This is a genomic window from Rubripirellula amarantea, from assembly GCF_007859865.1.
In the GTDB taxonomy this organism is placed as follows: Bacteria; Planctomycetota; Planctomycetia; order Pirellulales; family Pirellulaceae; genus Rubripirellula; species Rubripirellula amarantea.
The window spans coordinates 501,058-516,650 of record NZ_SJPI01000002.1 but is presented as its reverse complement, the minus strand read 5'-3'; the positions used below and the strand labels follow the sequence as shown (position 1 = coordinate 516,650).

Genomic DNA, 15,593 nt, shown 5'->3' with positions numbered 1-15,593 from the left:
GACGGAGTACCGGCCCAAACCGATGGTTGAAATTGGCGGCCGACCGATTCTGTGGCACATCATGAAGATGTACGCCCGCTGGCCTTTCGAGCTCAGCGTATTCCCCACTCCGAACTCTTGTACTCGTCATTCCGCATTCACGCACCCCGCACTCCAGGGAGGAAACGCTTCGCAAGGGTCAGGCTAGCGTCAGGAAACGCTTCGCGAGGGTCAGGGAAACGCTTCGCGAGGGTCAAAACGCTTCGCGAGCAAAACGCTTCGCGAGGGTCAGGCTAGGTTTTCGGTTTTCAATCGAAAAGGACTGCCCGGCGACGACACGAAGTCGTCGCAAACTTCGGCACGATGCCGCCAAACGCAACCGACCGCGCACACTTGCACGCACCGGAGCGACCGAACGGGCGACGTAGGCACGATGCCGTCATCCGCTCATAGAGTACGGTAGCGACTGCGAACGAGCCTCAGCGAGTGAACGGGGAGGCGGCGAAACACCACTCGCGTCGGATGGTCGATTACGCAATGACAAAGCGTTTCCAAATCCGAAAGGTCGCGGAATCGCTCAAGGAGCATTCAAGCGACGCAAACGCCTTGGACTTGCTGACATTGGTGGCCGCAAGGTGGAGAGACCGCCTGAGGGCTTGGGTATCCAGGAAGAGTCGCTTGACTTTGGTGGCGACCCAAAGGCTGAACGTTTTGACGCACCCCCGCCGCACGACCTCGGTTATTGCAGAATCCCCTAACGGCACGAACGGCTTTGGTTTTGTAATTCTGTTCGTCGTAACTGCGAAGTTAGCCATGGCTATTGAGAGTACCTGTGCGTTTGCAGTAGGGACACGGGGGGCATTTGAGCAGCACGAGGGTCCCATCACGCTTTTGCTCTGATTGGAAAATCTGCTTCAATCACCTGTCCATCGATTGCGAACCAAGTAACTTGGGTGTAAATGGAGGCGGGTTAGAAGCGAGGTACGATGAATTTGGTCAAAGAAGCGAATTTGGTCAAAGAAGCGGGGAGCAACGTGCAGTTGTGGGGCGGGTGAAGTTGTACCGATATCAATGCGGTAAGAATCATGCGCAGCTCCGCTGTCAGTTTGGTCCAAAACCGGCGGGTTCTACGACCAAAGCTAAGTCGGTAACACTTACGCCCCCTCGCGGCGGCCTCGCAATACCCGACCGTTGTCACTGACTTTCCCCCCCAAGTTTGCGGTTTTTACGGTTGTTCGCATTAAAAGAATTGGTAACTTTGAATCTGGGAGAAAAAGTAGCCCGCTGCGATAATTACTTAGCAATCTTGCCTGCTTTGCTATCATAGGAGATAGCGTCTTCCCATCTTCTCTCAAAGTTGCCTCCCTTCCCACCGGGAATCCCCATGTTGAACCGCATCGGCGTTGCCTTGCTGCCCTTTGTCGTCTGCGCCCTTACGTTTGTCGTCAATCCGATCGTTGCCAGCGGCCAAAACTGGTACGACGCGGCTTTCCCTACCCAGCATCATGACTTCGGAACGGTCGCGGTGGGTGCGAAGACGGAGTTCATGTTTCCGGTAACCAACACGCTTTCGTCGACGATGCACTTCCAGTCGATTCGCGCGTCATGTGGATGCACCACTCCCACGATCTTGAACGACTACCTGGAACCAGGTCAAACGGGGTTCATTAAAGCCAAGTTCAACACGGACACCTTCCGTGGCAAGAAAGGGGCGACGCTGACGCTAGTGATGGACCAGCCGTTTTACAGCGAGATTCGCCTGAAGGTGGACGGCTACATTCGCAGCGATATGGTGTTTCACCCCGGATCCATTGACTTCGGCCAGGTTTCCCAGGGTGACGTTGCCACTAAATCGTCCAAGGTCCTGTACGCCGGGCGTTCCGATTGGCAAATCGTTGACATCCGCAGCAATCGCCCTTGGCTCATGCCGACTTTGAAAGAAACGGTACGCCGTGGCGGGACGGTCAATTACGAGATCACCGTCGACGTTCGTGAAGACGCACCGACCGGCCCGTTCCAAGACGAATTGGTCGTTGTTACGAACGATCGCAACATGCCCGAAGTACCGCTTCGGGTCACTGGCAATGTCGAGAGCGCGTTAACAATTTCGCCGGTGGCGCTTGCCCTCGGTTCGCTCAAGCCAGGCGAACAAGTCTCGGCACGGTTCGTGTTGATCGGAAAGACCGCTTTCGAGATCGACTCCATTACCGCCGAAGGTTGGGACGTGGATTTTGATCCTTCGACTGAGCCGAAGAAGATGCACGTGATTGAACCTCGATTGACCTACACCGGCAATCAAGGCGGTCCGCAAAAGGCTTCATTGGTGATCAAAACGACTGGCGAACAGTCCGTCACGGCCAAAGGCTTGATCACCGCCGACATCCGCGGCAACTAGAAACGCGACGCGGGAACGAGAAACGCGACGCGGGAACGACGTCGGAGCATCAATTCTTTGGTTCTTCACCGTCGCTTGACCACCACTCGCGTACTTGGCTCCACGCCTTGCCGAACACTCGTCCGGTAAGGATTTCCACGGTCCAAGTTTCTCGCTCCGCTTCAAAATTCTGCCACACCGCTTCGACGTAAGGAGCGGATGCATTGGACAGAGTTTCGTAGAGCCCTTGTTCGCGGATTTCCGACAACGCGTCGAAGTAATGCTGGACCAAGTGCTCGTCGAGCAGGTTCCCCGCCACCCGTACACTCGACAACGCACCGCGGGTGGTGAGTGTGACACGGTTCATGGCGAACATTGTCATCGTGGCGCTAACGTCCCACAAACTCGCGTCCGACGCGGTGGCGGCAGATTCCATTTCCAGCCACATTCGTTCTATTTCTCCTTGAGGCAGCAACGTTCGCGGATCCACTTTCGCGACTTCCTGTCTGATTTCGGCAATGGTTTGTTGCATCGCGTCGATGCTGATCGGCGGCGCCTCAAGTGCTCCGCTAGCCCGCGTGCTGGACGACCGCATCGCTTCGATCAAGTCCGCGGCATGGTGAATCGTCGATGACTCGTCGATCACCCCTTCCCGTTTTAGTTCCGCGGTCAGTTTGTTCAGGTACACGCTCGAACCGTACGCCACGTCGTTGAAAACCGCCAAGACGGTCATCGGTGATAAGTGAAGCGTCGCTCCCCCAGCAACGTCAAGCAGACTTCCAATCGCTTTTCGAGCAAGTTGCGATTCCTGGGCCGCATCGGCTTTGGTTGCGTCTGTGGTTTGTTCGGGTGTAGAGGTGGAATGCCCGTTAGAGCCGTCACCCGACTTGGCGACGCCCGGCTTGGCGACTCCGCCTACGTCGTGAATCATCACGTCAAGCGCTTGTTGGATGAAGACGTCGTAACTCTTCGACGAGCGAAAGGCAGCAGGAATCAATCTCGCCGCCGACTCACCGACGATTCCGCCAACGATCGCCGACGTGCTGCGTACGGTTCGTTCGGGAATCGACATCCCATAAAGAAGTGTGTCGATCAAAGACCCAGTCGATTCTCGATCCGCTTGCGAATCAGCTTGCGGTTGCAAACTAGCTTGCGGTTGCGAATGATGTTCTGCATCTAGTTCTCCCCCGATTTCTTCACTCACTCAGCCGACTCCACAGCTAGGATTTCGACGCGAGGTGTTTCGCTCACGTCAACGATTTTGCCCAACGCGATCACGCGTCCTTCGGGTAACACTGTATCGCCCTGGATCGACACGATGCTTCCCGAATCAAACACAATGGTCTTGCCTTGACTGTTGGCCCCCGATTTTCCAAGCAGCAGAATACCGTCAGTTTTGCGAACTTTAGCACGAATCCACGCGCCAGCATTCTTCGCGTAAAGACCCTTCGCATCAGAATTCAAAATCTTGGCAAACAATTCGCCAACCTGTTCGTTTCCTGACGGAACGAGTGGCAAGTCGCTGGCGACCTCCGCGATTTTCTTGTACGCCTCGGCAAGAGCATATCGCTGCTTCTTAGAATCGGGAACAGACAAGGCGGCGTCTAGCTGTTGCGTTGCCGATTGAAGTGCCTCGATGGACGAAGCAGAAAGCGACGAGTTCGTTGACGAAGGTTTCGGCGGAGCGTCCCCCAACACATCATCGTTCGCGAAAGCGTCATCGCCGTTTGGGTCATCGCCGTTTAGATCATCGCCCGATAGTTCGTCACCTGCCGGCATTTTGTCTGCCGCAGCCACTGATTCGTCAGCAGGATTGTCGAGACCTAACGTGGGAAAGTCTTCACCATCCTCGGCCAACTCCATCTCTTGGGGAGTTGATTCGAGCGGATCAGAGATATCGGAGCCCGCCAGATCTGGAATCTCCATCGCTGCGTTTTCACTGCCTGCTTCTGCGGCAGCCTCAAACCCCGACGTTCCCGAGTCGGGTACGTCCAACGAATCGGTTGCCAAATCGCCACTAAGTTCAAGTTCGTTGGCCGAGGGCGATCCAAGTCCACTAATTGAATTGTCCGCGGGCTCGCCAGCTTGATCCATCTCGGCATTGATGGCAGCCACTTCGGCGGGCAATTCAAGCGTCTGAGGTCCCGGTCGTTGCGATTGAGATGGCTGAGGTCTTGGTCGGTCCTGAATGGGCGAAGGCAATGCCGCACGATTGCCACCGCCAATCGAGCTAGTCTGGGAATCACCTACGAACGGCCAAAAACCTAAATCAATTGGCAACGGCTTTCCGACCGACGTCAGTATCGCAGCACCAATCGGAACCGCGATCAATCCACCACCAATCACCTTGGCAACCATAGCGATGGGCGAGTCGCCTTTCTTTTGCGGACGTGGACCTCGCGATTTGACTTTCATGGGTGCGACTTCCGACGCTCCAAAGTCATTCGTCGGTGCGGCCTGTACCTCGATGGGCCAATCATCCGAAACAGCATCGGCGGCGATCGTGGCATCGTCGGTGAAGACATCAAACTCTTCCACCATCTCAAGCTGACCATCGGCGTCCTCTTGAACCGCCGCCGCGCTCGAATCGTTTGCCTGAGCCGGATCCAACGAATCGGTTTCTGCAGGCGTTTCACCTTCTTGCCACGTGTCTTCGACCAAGGTTTCGTGAGCAATCTCGAAAGGATCCTCGATCTCATCACCGGGCAAATGTCCGACCGCGATATTGCCACCGGCTGGATTGCCGCCAGCCAGATCATCACCGGAAACGTCCAAATCGAGTTGACCTTCGTCGTCCGCTGAATACGGCGGAGTTGATTCCAAGTCTGCGATTCCGCCCAAGTCATCGCCCGGCGCACCGCTCAGCCCATTCTTCAACTTCGATGCAGCGACCGCTCCCGCGGCCGCTATGCCGGTCGCCGCGGCCGCCAATTGCTCTAGCGGAAGGACAGAACCATCAGACGCCAGGACGTCTAGCATCGGTGGCAACTTTTCGTTCAGCTCCGCTACGGCAAAGGTTTCTTGACACCAAGTGCATCGCAGCATTGCGTCATCAGGAATCTCAACCGGGGGAACTCGGACAGGGTCGCCACATCGTGGGCAGGGAATCGCGTTCATGAACTTGCTTTGGACTGGGAAAAAACGTCTGCCGCGATTGTAATCGAAAACGCGGCTTTGGCGTCCCGCATACCACCCTTGCCCCCATCACTTACATCGTCGCAATATCATCCCCGCAGCCTCCTCCCCCCGCTAGGGATTCTAGATCCCGTAGAGAGGTGCGAGCTTTCCACGCAGGTACGCAATCAAGGGCTCTGCCGACAGTGGTTTACCGGTGGCGTTTTCGACCAATTCCAACCCCGAGAAGCACCGCCCGTGACGATAGACGTGTTCATTTAGCCAACCGGCAAGCGGCGCGAATTCGCCTCTTTCGAACATCTTCGACAAATCCCCCAACGACGCTTCCGCCGCATCGTACAACTGAGCCGATGCTAGGTTGCCCAGCGTATAAGTCGGAAAATAACCAATCAGTCCCGCCGACCAATGAACGTCTTGCAGCACTCCGTTGGCGTCTGATGGTGGCGTGACGCCGAGATCGTTTTGGTAGCGAGCGTTCCAAGCTTCCGGCAATTCGTCAACGCTAAGTCCACCCTCGATTAGCTGACGCTCTAAATCGAATCGAATCAAAATGTGTAAGTTGTAGGTCGCTTCGTCGGCTTCAACTCGGATCAGGCTGGGGCGGATCGTGTTGATCGCGAAATAGAAATCATCTAAAGGCACGTCACTTAAGTTCGACGCAAACGTTTTCTGAGCATCCGCGTACAGCCAGCTCCAGAACGCCTTGCTTCGCCCCACTTGGTTTTCCCACAACCGAGACTGTGACTCGTGCATTCCCAGCGATACGTACGAACCCGGTGGCAATCCAAACCAATCATCACGCAACCCTTGTTCGTACATCCCGTGTCCTGCTTCGTGGAGCGTGCCGAACAATCCACTCGGCAACCAATTCGATTCATAGCGGGTCAGGATTCGAATATCGCGCGGCCCCAGCGTGGTACAAAACGGGTGCGAGGTTTCATCGAGGCGGCCGCGTTGGTAGTCGAACCCAATTGCCGAAGACACTCGAGTACCAAAAGCCCGCTGAGCATCAATGTCGTAGGATCTTTCCAATAGCGAGACATCAGGCTGGCGAGGTGCATCGGCGATCGCGGCGATTAATTCAACGAGGGGTCCTCGCAGCGAATCGAAGGTCGCCTGCAATTGGTCAACTTTCGCATCAGGCTCGTATTCGTCCAACAACGCTTCGTAGCAAGACCTTTGCGTTGCTGCGCCAATCAAATTGCCACTCTCTCTTTTGAGATCGACGACTCGTTGCAGCGAATCTCGGAACAACGAAAAGTCATCTGCTTTGCGAGCAGCATCCCAAGCTTGTTGTCCGCGCACCGTCGCTTCCGAAGTTGCACGCACCAGTTCCGTTGGCAAACAGCGGTCTCGCATGAAGTCTCGATGCAGGCCTCGGATGGTCGCAGTCACGTCATCGTGCGCGTCCTTGTCATCTAGAGTTTCATAAAGTTCTTCGACCAATCCGCCAAACTCAACGTCGGTGCGTCGTTTGTGCGTTTCAGCTCGCAGCAGCGAAACCTGTGACGCTCGATAGTCGCCTGCCGCTGCAGGCATCCGAGTTCGTTCGTCCCATTCGAGGGTATCTGCCGAAGTCTGAATCATCATCGCTTCACGCGCGATCGTGCAGACCCGGTCGAACTTCTGTTGGTCAATGTTTTTGAGTTGGTCAGTATTCATGAGCTCAAACCTAGCGATTTTCGAGCGGCGCGCTAAGCATCGCGCGTAATTTTGAAGCCTGACTCAGGCAGCCAATGGGCCAGTGGTAGCGAAACGAGTGCCGCTCAACAGATTCCCTGGCCGAACAGCCCGCACAACCGGTTCGATTGGATCGCGTCAAGGATCTACGATGAAATATGAACAGGTTCAGATTGAGCATAGGCTCTCGCCCGATCATCCTGGGAATCATGAATGGGCAGAATCTTATCGTTGGCGTTGGACTCGGATCTCGGTCCCGCCTCCTTTCTTTCGCAAAACTATCGCGGATTGCTGCGGCGATCACGATCGGCATGGCAACCTGCCATGGCTACGCCGACACGGCATTGCAGAAGTTCACCGTTCACGTTCCCGAGAGCGTCGCGACGACGACTCCCGCTACGGACATCGTCAACCTCGAACTCGTTGCTGGATCGAACGCCTTTCCAACCCAGCTTTGGAACGTGCACAGCAACGCCGACGATGGAGTGATCGTTGATTTCGCTCTCGTGGGAGCGTTCACGCATCAAACCCTTGCCGATGTCAACGTGGACGCCCAAATCGGTATCTCAATTCCCGCCACAACAGGGCTCGCGAACTGGGAAATCACACAAGCCAACGCGACGGCGTCGGTACGAGAGAACAACGAACATGCCTTCGTACAGGCGATGTCCGACGGCACAGGTAGCGCGGTCATAGGGCTAGACCTTAGCTTTGTCGAATCATCGCTCGACGTTGTTCCAGCGGGGACTTACAACACCGAAGTCGTCTGCACGATCACCGTACCTTGATTCGCTAGCGGTATCGTAATGCGACAGCGAAATGCCGCTTGAGCGCTGACACCTTATCGCTGGCACCTAAAGTCTGAAGATGACTTCAAGCGTCCGACGACTGGCACGCAATACCTATCGTCCAGATCTCGCGTTGTTACGCTCCGAAGCACAAAAACTTCAACATAGCGTCAGCCAGACAATTCTGACCGGCGTCATCAAACCGAACGAACATCGGAAACGAGTTCACTTCTAAGAAGACGGGATCGTCCATGCCGCTTCGACATCGAAAATCAAGCGCGCAGTAATCAAAGCCGATCTGTTTTGCTAGTTCACCCGAAAGCACACGTATTTCCTCGGGAACGTCCACCTGCACGACTCCCACGCTCGCATCGTCGCGATAATCAAGCGATTGAGTTTGCAAGTGGAAGCAAAACAATTCTCCGCCAATCGAAAAGACCCGCAAGTTCTCACCGGCAAGCTTCTCCTGAACAAACATTGGCCCGTAGCCAGCCAGCTTCTCGACGTCTTGATGAACGTCGCCAACACTGACCGTGTGAGCTCCACCGCTCAATGGCTTCATCGCACGACGATCTGGTTCGGGGATGCTCGACAATGGCGTTAGATCACCCATCACCACTGTCTCGGGAATCTGGAACCCCAGATCCAAAGCCAACCTCAGGTTCTTGGATTTGTTATTGCCGTCGGTCATCGTTCTTCGATTGAGCACTTTGATCGATCGCCACGCCAATACGTACGCCTGGATCATTTCAAATGCTGCAATGTTCCGTTTGGGATCACCTTCGAACACGTTATATCGAAGGAAGACTGACGTCGGGTCAATCGTTTGATCCCCCAGGTCCAAACGCGACGATTGGTAATCCCAAGCGATTCGATGCGCATCGTCGCGATCCGTATTCCAAAACGAATACGAAACCTCTCGCAGGTGAGCCTGATCGACGACACGCTGCGTATTGGGATCGGATTCACCACCCACGATTAATAACAGCGACTGAGACATCAATTCACATTGCCCAATGATCAGGATTCACGGTAGTAGCCCCAGGCCTACCACCGACGGAAGCTTTTCCACACTTTGGGAATCTGGTTCCGAATTGTCGATTCGATTCGCCGACCAGGGTTGATCGTGCGTCCCGAACCGTTTCCTCCTGAACCGTTTCCTCCTGAACGATGATCATCGTGATGCCCGTGATCATCGTGATGTCCGTGATCATCATGATGTGCTGGGGGAGGAAGCGTTTGGCCTTCTTCACCGTAGGCTAAGGTCGTTGCTGAATGCTCTTCACCATGAGCCTGAGTCGTCACTGGCCGTTGCGATTCTTCGCCGTAGGCCTGCGTCGTTGGATTGCGTTCGCAGTAAGGTTGCGGCGGTTGTTCTTCGCCGTATGCCTGGGTCGTATAGACAGGCGGCTGTTCTTCGCCAACCGCGTACGTTGTTGCTGTCGGAGGTGCTTCTTCGCCGATCGCGCGGGTTGTTGTCGTGATTTCCTCTTCACCTACCGCGTAGGTGGTCGGCGGATTCCCTTCTTCACCAATCGCACGAGTCGTCGCGGTTGGTGGCCCTTCGCCATACGTGTAGGTCGCGGACGTTTCCTCACCCACGCGCGCCGTTGTCGCAGGAGGTCCGGTGGTGGATTCTTCCCCCAGAGCTCGCGTGGTTACGTTGCTCGGCGGAATCGGCCTGTCTTCTTCGCCCACAGCCATCGTCGTCGGATGAGAATGTGGTGGTGAAGGCGAAGGCGAAGTATGCGGCAGGGAGGGTTGCGGCATCGAGGAATGAGGCGGCGACGCCGTTTCCTCACCCAACGCCTGGGTGGTCATGTTCTGAGCTGACGCGCTGGTTTGCCCAAGCAACGAGTAAGCCATCGCCGACGAAACGCCTGTTGCTACCGCGCGGCGAAGGAAGTCACGACGCTCTAAGTTGCCGCTACGTAACTCTTCGACCAGACCGTCAATCGGGGTTGATGGTTCTGACTGAGAGGATTGAGGAACGTTCATTGCTGGTACCAGAGAAGTGGAACGGGGCACATTTTCAATAGGCGCGCCTTTAAACCTACTTTGCTAAACGGCGGGCCGCCAACGAAACAGAGCTTGAAAGCCATGGAAAACGCCATGCCATGCACATATGCACATCAATCTGGCAAAATTGAGCGTGAACAATGGCTTCACCGGCACCTGCGAGAACTCGACCTCAATGCCTTAACTGTTTTTGGTGAATCTTGGTAATTCAACACAAATGGCGAAACGATCGGCTTCTGCGGCAATGGCTCGGCTTCCTTTGGCCAGTGGTTGCTCTGCGGTTCTAAGCGAAGTACTGTTCGCGAACCGGTCGAGTCAGACTACGACTGACGGTTTTGATTTTCCTAGTTCCTATTGATTGCTCAACGAGTCATCCATGGCCGCACGACGGTTGCCCAGTCCCAGCCAACCGACCGGTTTGCTTGTTCATTTGATCGCGGTGCAAAGCGACACCAAGCGAACGCGAGTCAAAGAGGTTCTGCGGAGCGGTCTCGTTCATGTCAACGGTGTCTCCACAACCCAGCACGACACTCAGGTCGGGCCGGACGATGCAGTAGAAATTCGCAACGAACGAGCACCGGCCGTGCGAGACCTCCCGTTCGAGGTCCTCTTTGAAGACGCGAGCATCTTTGTGCTCAACAAACCCAACGGATTGCTCACCGTCGGCCACAAGCGAGAAAAGAATCGCACGGTGGAATCCATCGTCAATCAAGCCTTATCGGAACATCGGCAGCGATGCTTCATCGTTCAGCGACTCGATCTGTATACTTCCGGCGTGTTACTGCTAGCTAAAACGGAAGCCGCGCAAAAGAAGATCAAAGATAATTGGGGCGCCTCGGAAAAGTTCTATCACGCGTTAGTGGAAGGCATTCCCGATCCACCCCATGCCACGCTAACGCACTTCCTTAGCGAAGACGAACGATTGCTCGTTCACGCTTCCGATTCCCAAAACAGCGGCGGGGTCAAGGCAACGCTTTCCTACGAAACTGTTAAGCAGCATGACGCTCATACACTGCTTCGCATTCAGCTCAAGACAGGCAAGAAGAATCAAATTCGCGCACAAATGTCAGCGATCGGACACCCGATCGCAGGCGACGCCAAGTACGGCGCGACAACCAATCCGATCGAGCGACTTTGCTTACACGCATCGAGCCTGACGCTGAAGCATCCCAAAACGAATCAACGCATGTCCTTCACGGCACCCTTGCCAGCCGGCATGGACATCTAGCAAGGGCAGTCAACCACTAGCAGCCGTGCTACGGCCATGGTTCCAAGGCAACTGCTTTCCAGCAAACTCAAAATTACCACTGCTATTTAGCGTTATTCATCACCAGTGAGCAAAGCGTGAAGTGCCAAACCTTCGCCCTCTTTTACGCACCGTGCACTTGCTTGCACCCGAGAGACGCAAGTCTTCGAAATGTTAGCGCGGGGCGGAGATGGATGCCGACCTCACGCGGGCGGTGATGCTGTCTTGAGCGACGAAACATTTTTTTACAGCAGAACATTTAGTGGTTCCTGTGGTTAGTCCATCATTGGACAAGATTTTTCGACCGTTGCGGGTTCTGTGATTGTCGCTAGACTTCGACCGGATTCCGACGTCCCATCAACGCACAGGCGACTTACTTGGAAATTTTTTTCGCAAGGGCGTCAATCCATAAGATTGATCGCTCTCATTTCGCATCGCTGTTTCTCGCACTGCACGTTTTTATCGCGCCGCTCCTGTTTATCGCACTGCTCCTTGGAATTCAATCACATTCAACCGTGGCGGCAGTCGAAGCCAACTCTGCTGCGTTGGATACGAGGGCTCCGACTTCCGATGTTGCGATTACGACGTTCTGCGGAGCGTGCCACGTCTTCCCTCAACCCGAAAGTTTCCCAGTCTCGAGATGGCGAGATGAGGTCGAACAGGGCTTTCGTATCTATGGTGACTCGGGCCGCAACGACTTAGTGCCTTCCGATGTCGAAGCAACTGTGGCGTGGTTCGAACGCCATGCGAAACCGGACTACGATTTCTCTGGTACCGCGATGCCTTCGCAGCCTGATCGTCTCTTCAAGCAAATTAAGATGGCACCGGAGCCTTCCAATGTATTCGGATGCGTCACTCATATTCGCTCACTTGCGCCAGCGAATTTCCTGAAAACGGATACGCTGATGGGTCTCGTGTGGAAGACTTCGTTCGACGGAAAAAACTTTCAACGTGAAGTGATTGGCGAGGCTGCTGACCCGGCTCACGCGGAACCTACCGACTTGGATGGCGATGGCAAGGTCGACTACGTGGTTGCCGACTTGGGAAGTTTCAATCCAGCGGAAACGTTTCGCGGGTCGTTGTGGTGGTTCCACGAAACGCCTACGGGTTGGCAACGAATAGCACTGCGATTGGGAATGTCCAGAGTGTGTGATGTTCGTCCGCTCGATTACGACGGCGATGGTGACCAGGACCTCGTCGTGGCCGAGTTTGGCTTTCGCTTCGTTGGCTCGATTCACTTGCTGACAAACCAGGGCTTGAAAAACGGCGTCCCTCAGTTCGATTGGAAGGTTATCGATGATCGAAATGGTGCTGTTCACGTTCCCGTAGTCGACATCAACCAAGACGGCAAACCCGACATCGTGACTCTGGTTGCTCAAGAACACGAGGCCATTGAAGTTCACCTGAATTCCGGTGACTCAACGATGGTGCGCAAGCAGATCTACCAAGCGCCCGATCCTTCCTATGGATCCAGCGGAATCGACATCGCGGACATGGACGGCGACGGTGACTTAGACATCCTGTATACCAATGGCGACACGATGGACGATGCGCTGGGCAAACCATTCCACGGGATTCATTGGCTCGAAAACACTGGTGAATACCCGTTCAAACATCATTCGATCATGAACATGCCGGGCGTGTATCGTGCTGTCGCCGGCGATATTGACTTGGACGGCGACATGGATATCGCTGCGGTAGCATTGCTAAGCCAACCGTTCATGGACACTTGTCCGGACGTGCAATTTGATGGCATCGTTTGGTTGGAACAAGACGCCGGAAAGTTTTCCAAACATATCATCGAATCTGACCGATGCGATTGGGGATCTTGCGTGTTGAATGATGTAGACGACGACGGTGACTTGGATCTCATCTCGGGACATTTCCCTAGTGATTCACAAATCACTCGTCCTATCACGGTGCACCGTAACCAAACAAAGCCGTAACCAAACGAAGCCGTAAGTAACGAAGCCGTAGGTAACGAAGCCGAAATCAAACTCAGACGTAATCTATAGAATTCGCGGCGACGCGATTTCGGCCGTCTTTATCCGCTGCAACCGTCAGAACATCGTCTGCGGATGCGGCGTCGCCTCTACGCTCTCCCAGCTTTCTCGAATCACCCGGATTGATGCCTAAGCCTGCCCCCCGCGTCCATCACGACCCCACCACGCCGACAAAACTTGATCGCAAGCGATGGACGTTCGTTGCTGCTGTCGCCAGCCTGATCGTGCTGGTGGTGTTTGCTGCTTGGTGGCTCATACCTCAGCGAAGCATTCGCGCGGCGGAAACAGCGATCAGGTCAAGACGCTTTGAGGAAGCGACGGTGCACGTCGAGAGCTATCCCTGGTGGGGACCTCAAATCAAACACGCGTTTTTCATGCGAGGCCGAATCGCTCGAATGAGTGGCAACTGGGTCGAAGCGAATCGGTTGCTAGGACAAGCCTTGGGGATGGGATGCGACCCCGCGTTAATTGACCGCGAACGAAAACTGGTGCTAGCGCAAGGTGGTGCCGCTCCCCAATTTCCTGATCTGTTGTACCAGTATATCAGCGATGCTCCCGACGATGCCTCAGCAAGCTTCGACGCGTTCGCGATCGGCTACCTTGCTGCGGGAATGCCGGAAAAGGCGGATCAAATCGCCGCCCGCTGGCAATCAATCGATCCTTCTGACCCGCGATCGTCTTTCTATCGAGGTATCGCTGCTCAACAAACCGGCAAACGCGAAGTTGCTCTGGATCATTTCGCTCAAGCTACCGCTCTAGAACCGCGGTTCATTGAATCGCATTTTGCCTCCGCTTCACTCCTGAAAGAACTCGGCAGAAATCAAGAAGCGTACGAAACCTATCGCACGATTCATTTGCAATTGCCAGAGCGTGTTGATGTTCGCTTGGCTTTGGGTGAGACGCTTTGGGTGCTCAACCGTCGCGATGATGCGGTCGAAGCTCTTAAACCAATTGCCAAAGCAGACCCGTCAATCTATCGAGCTGGCTACCTGATCGGCGAGCAGGGCGTTCGCACTGGCGATGCCGAAGGAATCATCGAGTTCGTAGAGCCAATGATGAAACACTTTCCCGAAAACGGCCCGTTGAACTACCAACTCGCCGTCGCGTATGCGCGACAAGGCGATGACAAACGTCACGCCAATGCGATGGCAGCGTTCATGGAAGCCAACGGAATGCTGGATCTGCTGCGGTTCCAAAGCTTCGCAGCAGAATCGAGAATGGATTTTGCTCAGCTAATGGATATCGCGGAAAAGTACTATCGGTACCAATGGCAAGGCGGTCCGGAATGGTACGCCAAAGCTATGGCAGTCAATCCCGGTCATCTTGCACCACGCCAAGCGTTGCTGCGATACATGTTGCAAAGTGGAGCTTTCGAACAGGCGAAAGTCGAACAACGCATCATCGAATCGGTATTGCAAGGCCAACCGTTGGGCGGTTAGCACCGCCTAAGTTGCCATTGCGTTTCCTCATAACGCTGAACTTCAAAACCCGTTCACCTGCTCGAAGCGATACTCGCCGAATACCATCCGCTGTCCGAATGGTTGACCTCGATGGGAACGTCGAACACACCGCTAAGTCGCGCCTCGGTGATTGCTTCGCGCTTGTTTCCATCGAACACCACTCGCCCCGACTTCAACCAAACCACGTGGTTGATTTCTGGCAATAACTCTTCGATGTGGTGGGTGACCAACAACATCGTTAAATCGGACTCCGACGCCAACTGGCGTAATTGGTCCAGCAATAAATGTTGAGCCGCGATGTCCAATCCGCTGGTTGGCTCATCTAGCACCAAGATGGAAGGTCGATGAACCATCGCTCGGGCGATCAACGCTCGCCGACGTTCACCCGTGGAAAGTGTGTGCAATTGACGCTTCTGCAGTGACGCGATTCCCAGACTTTCGGCCGCCTGATCAACCGCCTGAATGACTTCAAGTGTCATTCGCGGACCGAAATGAGAAAGTTCGTTTGCCGTAAACCCGCTGGCGATTGCTTGCGTGACCGTCATTCGTCCGGTTCGACCATGCAAAAAGTTCTGGTCCAACGCCGACGACACCACGCCCATCTTTCGACGCAGTTCATCAACGTGCCAAACTTCTTGGCCAAGAATGAATACGCGTCCTTGGTGGCCATCTTTGGTGATCGACGGATAGAACTGCCGCAGCAATAGCTTCAACAGCGACGTTTTTCCTGATCCGTTGGGACCTAACACGGCTGTATGTCGGCCCGTCGGTACGTTGAGCGAGATGCTATCGAGAATACAAGTCGATTCGCGCCAAACCGTGACCTCCTGGAGGTCCAATAACAGCGGTGCGTCGTCATTTTTCAAAGTCAAAATTTATCCATCTGAAAAGCGAGGCTTGTGGTTGAAA

The 15,593-nt window shown here is 54.7% G+C and carries 12 protein-coding genes; 6 read left to right on the top strand and 6 right to left on the bottom strand.

What is annotated here, in order from left to right:
• A partial coding sequence (locus Pla22_RS25710; RefSeq protein WP_456239039.1) for a hypothetical protein occupies positions 1-187 on the top strand: 187 nt, incomplete at its 5' end.
• A 1,176-nt stretch (positions 188-1,363) separates the two neighbouring features.
• On the top strand, positions 1,364-2,374 hold the full coding sequence (locus Pla22_RS15260) for a DUF1573 domain-containing protein (protein WP_146515702.1): 1,011 nt from the start codon (positions 1,364-1,366) through the stop codon (positions 2,372-2,374).
• A 49-nt stretch (positions 2,375-2,423) separates the two neighbouring features.
• On the opposite strand, the gene Pla22_RS15255 is transcribed toward Pla22_RS15260, so the two are convergent.
• The 3 genes from Pla22_RS15255 to Pla22_RS15245 form a co-directional block, all read right to left on the bottom strand.
• Positions 2,424-3,557, bottom strand: a complete 1,134-nt coding sequence (locus Pla22_RS15255) for a hypothetical protein (RefSeq protein WP_146515701.1) — start codon at positions 3,555-3,557, stop codon at positions 2,424-2,426.
• Positions 3,554-5,470 carry a hypothetical protein gene (locus Pla22_RS15250; RefSeq protein WP_146515700.1) on the bottom strand — a complete coding sequence of 639 codons (1,917 nt, stop codon included), beginning with the start codon at positions 5,468-5,470 and terminating at the stop codon, positions 3,554-3,556. Before Pla22_RS15250 ends, Pla22_RS15255 begins: the two co-directional genes overlap by 4 nt.
• A gap of 141 nt (positions 5,471-5,611) precedes the next feature.
• Positions 5,612-7,150 carry a carboxypeptidase M32 gene (locus Pla22_RS15245; RefSeq protein ID WP_146515699.1) on the bottom strand — a complete coding sequence of 513 codons (1,539 nt, stop codon included), beginning with the start codon at positions 7,148-7,150 and terminating at the stop codon, positions 5,612-5,614.
• Between the two features lie 227 nt (positions 7,151-7,377).
• Here Pla22_RS15245 and Pla22_RS15240 point away from each other — a divergent pair, with 227 nt between their 5' ends.
• The gene (locus tag Pla22_RS15240) at positions 7,378-7,956 is read left to right on the top strand and encodes a hypothetical protein (RefSeq protein ID WP_146515698.1); all 579 of its coding nucleotides are present in this window, start codon (positions 7,378-7,380) and stop codon (positions 7,954-7,956) included.
• 136 nt (positions 7,957-8,092) lie between these two features.
• On the opposite strand, the gene Pla22_RS15235 is transcribed toward Pla22_RS15240, so the two are convergent.
• Together Pla22_RS15235 and Pla22_RS25540 are read right to left on the bottom strand one after the other, a co-directional pair.
• The gene (locus Pla22_RS15235; protein WP_146515697.1) at positions 8,093-8,956 is read right to left on the bottom strand and encodes an ATP-grasp domain-containing protein; all 864 of its coding nucleotides are present in this window, start codon (positions 8,954-8,956) and stop codon (positions 8,093-8,095) included.
• A gap of 47 nt (positions 8,957-9,003) precedes the next feature.
• Complete coding sequence (locus Pla22_RS25540; protein WP_207310390.1) at positions 9,004-9,954, bottom strand: hypothetical protein; 951 nt, start codon at positions 9,952-9,954, stop codon at positions 9,004-9,006.
• Positions 9,955-10,351: 397 nt separating this feature from the next.
• Here Pla22_RS25540 and Pla22_RS15225 point away from each other — a divergent pair, with 397 nt between their 5' ends.
• The 3 genes from Pla22_RS15225 (at position 10,352) to Pla22_RS15215 (ending at position 14,663) form a co-directional block, all read left to right on the top strand.
• Positions 10,352-11,203 (top strand): RluA family pseudouridine synthase, encoded by an 852-nt coding sequence (locus tag Pla22_RS15225; RefSeq protein ID WP_146515696.1) that lies wholly within the window; start codon positions 10,352-10,354, stop codon positions 11,201-11,203.
• 533 nt (positions 11,204-11,736) lie between these two features.
• Complete coding sequence (locus Pla22_RS15220; RefSeq protein ID WP_146515695.1) at positions 11,737-13,167, top strand: FG-GAP repeat domain-containing protein; 1,431 nt, start codon at positions 11,737-11,739, stop codon at positions 13,165-13,167.
• A gap of 182 nt (positions 13,168-13,349) precedes the next feature.
• Positions 13,350-14,663, top strand: a complete 1,314-nt coding sequence (locus tag Pla22_RS15215) for a tetratricopeptide repeat protein (RefSeq protein ID WP_146515694.1) — start codon at positions 13,350-13,352, stop codon at positions 14,661-14,663.
• Positions 14,664-14,716: 53 nt separating this feature from the next.
• Here the strand turns inward: Pla22_RS15215 and Pla22_RS15210 are convergent, their stop codons facing one another.
• Positions 14,717-15,556, bottom strand: a complete 840-nt coding sequence (locus tag Pla22_RS15210; RefSeq protein WP_165440693.1) for an ABC transporter ATP-binding protein — start codon at positions 15,554-15,556, stop codon at positions 14,717-14,719.
• Positions 15,557-15,593: the final 37 nt, after the last annotated feature.